General features: G+C 66.3%; 6 protein-coding genes. 1 reads left to right on the top strand and 5 read right to left on the bottom strand.

Features of this window, described 5'->3' with window-relative positions:
• A partial coding sequence (locus ABTU92_RS14535; RefSeq protein WP_408091792.1) for a DUF4142 domain-containing protein occupies window positions 1-348 on the top strand: 348 nt, incomplete at its 5' end.
• A gap of 926 nt (window positions 349-1,274) precedes the next feature.
• On the opposite strand, the gene tnpC is transcribed toward ABTU92_RS14535, so the two are convergent.
• The 5 genes from tnpC to ABTU92_RS14560 all read right to left on the bottom strand — a co-directional run bounded on the left by tnpC (window position 1,275) and on the right by ABTU92_RS14560 (window position 4,886).
• Window positions 1,275-2,879 carry an IS66 family transposase gene (tnpC, locus tag ABTU92_RS14540; protein ID WP_408091794.1) on the bottom strand — a complete coding sequence of 535 codons (1,605 nt, stop codon included), beginning with the start codon at window positions 2,877-2,879 and terminating at the stop codon, window positions 1,275-1,277.
• Window positions 2,880-2,948: 69 nt separating this feature from the next.
• Window positions 2,949-3,296 (bottom strand): IS66 family insertion sequence element accessory protein TnpB, encoded by a 348-nt coding sequence (gene tnpB, locus ABTU92_RS14545; protein WP_408091796.1) that lies wholly within the window; start codon window positions 3,294-3,296, stop codon window positions 2,949-2,951.
• The gene (tnpA, locus tag ABTU92_RS14550; RefSeq protein WP_408091798.1) at window positions 3,293-3,715 is read right to left on the bottom strand and encodes an IS66-like element accessory protein TnpA; all 423 of its coding nucleotides are present in this window, start codon (window positions 3,713-3,715) and stop codon (window positions 3,293-3,295) included. Before tnpA ends, tnpB begins: the two co-directional genes overlap by 4 nt.
• A 215-nt stretch (window positions 3,716-3,930) precedes the next feature.
• Window positions 3,931-4,224, bottom strand: a complete 294-nt coding sequence (locus tag ABTU92_RS14555; protein ID WP_408091800.1) for a hypothetical protein — start codon at window positions 4,222-4,224, stop codon at window positions 3,931-3,933.
• A 245-nt stretch (window positions 4,225-4,469) separates the two neighbouring features.
• The gene (locus ABTU92_RS14560; RefSeq protein ID WP_408091802.1) at window positions 4,470-4,886 is read right to left on the bottom strand and encodes a phage integrase N-terminal domain-containing protein; all 417 of its coding nucleotides are present in this window, start codon (window positions 4,884-4,886) and stop codon (window positions 4,470-4,472) included.
• Between the last annotated feature and the right edge of the window lie 567 nt (window positions 4,887-5,453).

The raw sequence follows: 5,453 nt of genomic DNA on the forward strand, positions 1-5,453 counted from the left end.
CAAACGCGATTCCCCTGCGGCGCGCTGGACTACGCCGACCAGATGATCCTGGCTCATCAGAAGACCTCGGCCGAGTTGAAAGGCCTGATCGAAGGCGGCAAGGTACGCGGCGAGATTCCGCAGGCGCTCGACGACGCACACAAGCAGAAGCTCGCGCGGCTCGCCTCACTGGACGGCCAAGCATTCAGGGACGCCTACATCACGATGCAGCGGGAGGCTCACCAGGACGCCGTCGCCCTGTTCTCGGCTTTCGCCCAGAACGGCGACAACCCCGACCTCAAGAACTGGGCAACCACCACTCTGGGCGAGCTGAACCACCACCTGGAGATGGCGAGTTCCCTGAAGTAAGAGCTACTCCAGAGCCGGGGGAAGCCGGCCTGCCACGCTCCGGCAGACGGCCCTCGGTCGAGGAGCGCGCTTGCCATTGCCCCCGGAATCACCGTGTCGGGGCAGAAAAGGACAAGGCGGGCGCCGCTTGGTCCACGGCTGCCCGCCCCCTGGCACTCCGCGCAAGCCGATCTGTCCCTCACATCGGCAGGCCCGGAGTACCGCCCTCCTTTAACCGGATATTGCGAGATGTCGCACCGTTCTCGCGGCCATGGCCCGCAACTGCTCGCGGTCTGCATGACCGGACGCAGCCAACTCCAAAGCGCTGACGCGAGAATGATTTTCTGATGTGGCGCTGCCAACCGGGATGGCAGCCCGGCGGCCGCCTCCTCGAAAACTTCCCGTGGCAAACGGCAGGCTTCACGATTCAGTGCGCACATCGCCACCCCACTGATTCTTGTGAAAGCAGGCCACCTGCCAGCGGACACAACCACTTATCGCAGCGCACCATCAATACGGACAAATACAGTAGTTGATGCCTCAAATACTACGTCAGTACGCGATCTCAGCAGAATTTAAAATGAAAGTATTATGGCACCCGGGCGTTCTTGCCTCCCCCCTCCCGGAGCGGCAACCTGCCGGCGATGCCGAACGCTTTGTCTGCTCTGTCGTTATCAACGCAGGGTGGCACTTGCACCACCCCGGATTGCTGCATCGAAGACCTGACCCCTTTATCAACGGAGATCAGTATGGGTATTGCCCATAATGGAAACGAGCGTCCCGAACGTGACTATCACAACTACATTCTCATCGCAGCAGGGCTCGCGTTCCTGCTGTTCGCCCTGTGGGACCGGGGGCCCGAGCATGAAACCACCGGCTCGGCGAGTTCTCTGTACCCATCCGGTGAGGACCGCAGGGAAGTTCGGTCGGGTGGAGGTCCGGGGTAGTCAGGCCGCGGCAGCGGTGGAGGTTGGCGCCTTCCAGTTCCACGGCAGGAGGTCGTGGATGCGCCGGGCGGGATGATCGGGGAGCCGGGCGAGGACGTCGGCGAGCCAGGCCTGCGGGTCGATGTCGTTCAGCTTGGCGGTCTCGATCAGGGTGTAGACGGCAGCGGCGCGACGGCCGCCCTCGTCGGAGCCGGCGAAGGTCCAGTTGTGGCGCCCGACCGCGATGCCGCGCAGCGCCCGTTCGGCGGCATTGTTGGACATGCACAGGCGGCCGTCGTCGAGGAAGCGGGTGAGCGCGGTCCAGCGCTTCAGTGCATAGTCGATCGCCTTGGCGGTCTCGCTCTTGGCCGAGAGTTTGGCGCGCTCGTCGCGGAGCCAGGCATGCAGTTCGACGAGAAGTGGCCGGCTCTGCTGGTCGCGCACGCGGCGGCGCTCGTCGGCGGTGGCGCCGTTGATGTCGCGCTCGATCTCGAACAGCGCGTCGATGCGCTTCACGGCCTCGATCGCGATCGGCGCCTTCTTGATGCGCGCGAGCTCGAAGAACTTGCGGCGTGCATGCGCCCAACATGCGGCTTCAACGATCGGCCCCGGCTTGCGGCCGGCCGCATAGAGCCGGTTGAAGCCCGCATAGGCATCTGCCTGCATCAGGCCGGCGAAGCGTGCGAGGTGCTCCTCGGGATGATCGCCGCCGCGGTCGGGCGAGTAGAAGAACACCGCGGCCGGCGGATCGGGGCCGCCGAACGGGCGATCGTCACGAACGTAGGTCCACAAGCGGCCGGTGCGGGTCTTGCCCTTGGCCAGCACCGGCACCGGCGTGTCGTCGGCATGGATGCGCGCCGCCGCGAACACGTGGGTGCGAAGCGCCTCGACGAGCGGCATCAGCGTCGCCGCCGCGGCGCCGACCCAGTCTGCGAGCGTGGAGACGTCGAGGTCGATCCCCTCGCGCGCGTAGGCCGCGCTCTGCCGATTGAGCGGCAGATGCAGTCCGTACTTCGAGACCAGCACATGGGCGAGCAGTGCCGGGCCGGCGCGGCCGCGGGCGATCGGGTGCGAGGGCGCCGGCGGCTGTGTGATCGCCTCGCACGCCCGGCAGGTGAACTTCTCCCGCACGTGCTGGATCACCTTCCACTGCCGCGGCACGACCTCCAGCGTCTCGGTGACGTCCTCGCCGAGCTTGCGCAGGGCGCCGCCGCAGCACGGGCAGGCCGACGGCGCCGGATAGACGATGCGCTCGCGCGGCAGATGCTCCGGCAGCGGGCGGCGCGCCGGCTTCTTGCGATCGAAGCCGCGCACCGGCACGGTGTCGCTCGCGGGCGCCGCGATCTCCGCCGCCGTCTCGGCTTCGGCCGCGTTCTCCTCGAGGTCGGCGAGCTGCAGCTCGAGCTGCTCGATGATCGCGTGGCGCTCCGCCGATTGGCCGAACCGTTCGTGCCGCAGCTTGGCGATCAGGAACTTCAGCTTCTCGATCAGCAACGCCCGCGCGTGCGCCTCGACTTCGGCGTTGCGGGCCTTCGCTTCGGCCGCGAGCCGCGCCGCGCGCTCGGCGATCAGCATCGCCTGCAAGGTCGCGATGTCGTTCGGGAGAGAAGAATCGGCGGCGTCCATACCGCTGATTGAATCACACGTCGTCGCGCTCGAGATCTCACGACGACGTGCTGATTCACATTTCTCGCGTCAGCCTGCCGCCTGCGGGTGCCACGTCCGCTGCGGCATCCGCCAGTCGATCCCCTCGAGCAGATAGCCGAGTTGCGCCGGGGTGATCATCACCGTGCCGTCCGCCGGCGACGGCCAGATGAACCGTCCGCGCTCCAGCCTTTTTGCGAACAGGCAAAGTCCTTGGCCGTCATGCCACAAAACCTTGATCAGATCGCCGCGCCGCCCGCGGAACACGAACAGATGCCCGCTGTGGGGGTCGCGCCGCAGCGTCTCCTGCACCATGAGGGCGAGGCCGTCGAAACCCCTGCGCATGTCGGTGTGGCCGGTCGCCAGCCACACCCGCGTGCCGGTCGGAACCGGGATCATCGGCGCGGCCGCCGTGGCGCCCGCACCAGCGCCGTGATCAGGGCCGACGCCATCGCCGGGTCGACCGCGCCGCTGATCCGCAGCCGCGTCCCGCCCGCGAACTCGATCTCCACCACGCCGTCCGAAGCTGGGGTCGGGAGCGCGGGAATTTGGGCCGCCGCCGTCGCCGCCAGATCGGTCGCGACCGTCACCGCGGCAAACGCCGGGGCGGTCGCCGCCGCGCTCCGATCAGGTCCAGGCTCGCAAAGCTGCTGTCGCCACCGGAACAGTTGGCTCGCATGGATCCCGGCCGCCCGCGCCACATCGGACGCCACCGCGCCAGGCTCCAGCGCCGCCGCGACGATCCGTTCCTTCTCCGTCCGTGACCACCGGCGACGCCGCTGTACCGACGTGATCACCTCGACCTGCGTCTTCGTCATAGGACTACTCCTAGTGATAGTCCTATGACTTCCGTCCCCGATCATCCGGTCAAGGCGGCCTCAACCGGACGGGTACAGTTCTCTCGGCTCGGTGATCGGTACGGCATCGCAGCGGGCGCCGGCACAGCCGACCCCTGGTCCCTCTCCGGCCAGGTGACCTCCTGAAACGCCTGGCTGAGTGACGCGCGTTGCAGGCACACCGCTCGCTCCGCACATCAACCAGCCATTAACTCTTTCGGAAGCATCATCAGATCGTCAGGGTGACCTGGCTTTGGGGTGAGCAGGCATTTCAGCGCGTACATGCCCCGCCGGGCGATGACGACGTCCGGCGGGGTTTTTTGCGTTCGCAGCAATGCTGGACGTCGCGTACCGGCAGACGAGTGTCGTAGCAAAAAGGCCGCCGGCAATGCCGACGGCCCGAGTTTAGGGAGGAAGAGCCCAGGAAGGGCATCGCGGGCCATCGGCCAGCGATGTTCCATTTTACCGTTGCTGCACCGCAGCACAATCACGGGCCACTCCCTAGACTAGTCCAGAAGCCGATCTGCAACTTATGCAATTTTAAATTGATCTGTCCGATCCCTGGCAGACCTGCTAAACCGCAGGAGTGGTGCATGAACTACGCCGATTGTCGCAAATGCGGCGCCCGGATCATCGACGAAGATGGAGTTCTTCGCTTTGAGAACGTGGATCGCTGCGCCGACCTAAAGGGGACGAAGTACCTGGACTCTCAGAATGTCCAGGATTTCGGAATCCGTTATTGCCCGAGCCTGTCCGATTCAGCCGCCCAGAACTGGAGTCTCCTTCCGTCCGGCAGCCGCCGGGCGCGGTTGCCCTGGTAGGGCGTGCGCTCCGCCAGGCCGAAGGCCGTGTTGTCGCCGGGCAGCAGCCCCGGCTTGCCGACCTTCTCGGCCCACCAGCGCAGCCAGTCGAGCCGGTTGCGGATGGTGGCGTCGCCGATGCCGCCGGCGCGCCAGTGCGCCACCAGCGCGTCCAGATGCTTGGGCGCCAGGTTCTTCGCCCCCTTCAGCTTGAAGCCGAGCGCGTGCAGCTCGTCGGCCAGCTGCTGGAGCCCCCGCGCGCGGCAGGCACGCGTGGCAAACGACCCGTCCCCGTTGGGGCGGGTCAGGTTCAGCAGCGCATAGTTCAGTCCCTTCATCTCCGTTCGTTTCATCGGTCAATGTTGATGGCCAGACGGTTCCCGCTGTGCGGGGTTGCCGCTGGAGCCCGAGGGCTCCCCGAGAGCCGGTTACTCATCACCCGTCGGTCATTTTCTCCGGTTCAAGTGCCTCCAATCGGTTGGATTCCTCGACCGGCCGTCTGTCGTTCGGCCGGGCGCGTGTTTCGCCGGTTTGGCCGCCTCTAGTGAGCGTGCCGGTGCCGGTGCCGTGCCGTGGGGCCGTGCGGCGCTGCGTGTTTTTGTTGGTCAGCGCATGGGCAGGAAACCTCCTCCCGCCGCCGGAATTGCCGCATGGTCGTGACCATGCCCGTTGCGTCGTTGTCGTCATCATCAGGTTCCTTCTCCAAAAGGTCGGGCCGCATCGCTGTGGCCGGGATGTCGCGCGTCACCTAGGGACGAGTGCCCGCGTGGCACTCGTCGAGCACTTATGCGGGGCGACGTAAGCACTCCTGACTAGGCGGTTGCTGTTCGCGGATAAGTTGTTGATTTGCTGGAGCCACTCAGGAGCTAGGAGCGCGGCTATCGGTGCCTTGTTCGTACCCACTCGCCGGGGGCCGCGGG

The sequence above is a fragment of the Rhodoplanes sp. SY1 genome (assembly GCF_046000175.1).
Taxonomy (GTDB): Bacteria; Pseudomonadota; Alphaproteobacteria; order Rhizobiales; family Xanthobacteraceae; genus Rhodoplanes.